The sequence below is a fragment of the Aeromonas sp. ZOR0002 genome, assembly GCF_963866995.1.
GTDB classification, from domain to species: Bacteria; Pseudomonadota; Gammaproteobacteria; order Enterobacterales; family Aeromonadaceae; genus Aeromonas; species Aeromonas caviae.
On record NZ_CAWMFQ010000301.1, the window covers coordinates 22400 to 23729 of the forward strand.

The 1330-nt window shown below is 65.8% G+C and carries 2 pseudogenes; both read left to right on the forward strand.

Annotated features, from left to right (window positions below):
- A pseudogene (locus AACR77_RS16210) lies at window positions 1–267 on the forward strand (hypothetical protein); the annotation flags it as partial.
- Window positions 268–381: 114 nt separating this feature from the next.
- A pseudogene (locus AACR77_RS16215) lies at window positions 382–1330 on the forward strand (sigma-54-dependent transcriptional regulator); the annotation flags it as partial.

The window sequence follows — 1330 nt, forward strand, 5'->3', positions numbered from 1 at the left end:
GCCATGGTCAACACCCACCCGTCCGAATCGGTGGCCAGTCGCCGGGCCGGGCTGGATCAGCTGAAGGCTCTGTTGCCGGAGCTCGGTCTCGATGCCCAGGCCTTCCTGCGCAGCTGGATCGCCCTCGGGGAGGAGCTGCTGGTGCGAGACAGCCGCCGCGACGATCAGAGTCAGGAGGTGAAGCGTCTGCGCCAGCAGATAGAGCAGCTCTCCGCCATCGACGAGCAGCTCAACCAGCGTAAGCTCAATGGGGGAGGTCAGCCATGACAGCTTCGGACAGCGCCGTAATGACCGCGTTTTTCGCCAAGAGGGGGTGAGAGCATGAGCCGTATTCTGCTGGTGGACGATGATGCCAGCCTGCTCAAGCTGATGAGCATGCGCCTGCGCAGCCAGGGTTACGAGGTGGATACCGCCGACAGCGCCGAAGGAGCGCTGGACAGGCTGCGCCAGCAACGGGCCGACCTGGTGCTGAGCGATCTGCGCATGGGGGGCATGGACGGGCTGGCGCTGTTCGAGCGGATCCAGTCCCAGTGGCTCGGCATGCCGGTGATCATCATGACCGCCCACGGCACCATTCCCGACGCCATCCAGGCGACCCGCTCCGGGGTATTCAGCTTCCTCACCAAGCCCATCGACAAGGACGAGCTGCTGGTCACCATAGAACATGCTCTCAGCCTGACCCGTCCGAAGCAGCAGCAGGAGTGGCAGTCCCTCATCCAGACCCGCAACCCGCAGATGGAGCAGTTGCTGATCCAGGCGAGCAGCATCGCCACCATGGACGTGCCCGTGCTGATCCTGGGCCCCTCCGGCGCCGGCAAGGGGGTGATGACCCAGGCGCTGCACCAGGCCAGCCACCGCCGCGACAAGCCGCTGCATACCATCAACTGTGCGGCTCTGCCCTGGCCCGCGTTGGACTTGCAGCTGTTTGGCGAGGATGGCCAGTCCGGCTTGTTTGCCGAGGCCAAAGGCGGCACCCTCTTCCTCGACGAGATAGGGGATCTGTCGGAGTCACTCCAGGCCAAGTTGCTCCAGGTGCTGGCGGAGTATGGTCAGGGCACCCCCGAGGTGCGGGTCATCAGCTCCAGCCATCAGGATCTGGTGACCGCCATGGAAGAGGGGCGTTTTCGCGAGGATCTCTTCTACCGCCTCAACGTGGCCAACATCACCCTGCCGCCGCTGAGCGCCCGCAGCGAGGATATCCCCCTGCTGGCCCGTCAGGCGCTGGACGATTACCGCAACCGTCACCCCGATTGTGCCGCCCTCGGCTTCTCGCCGGAGGCGCTGGCCCTGCTGGCCGCGGCGGCCTGGCCGGGCAACGTGCGCCAGCTCT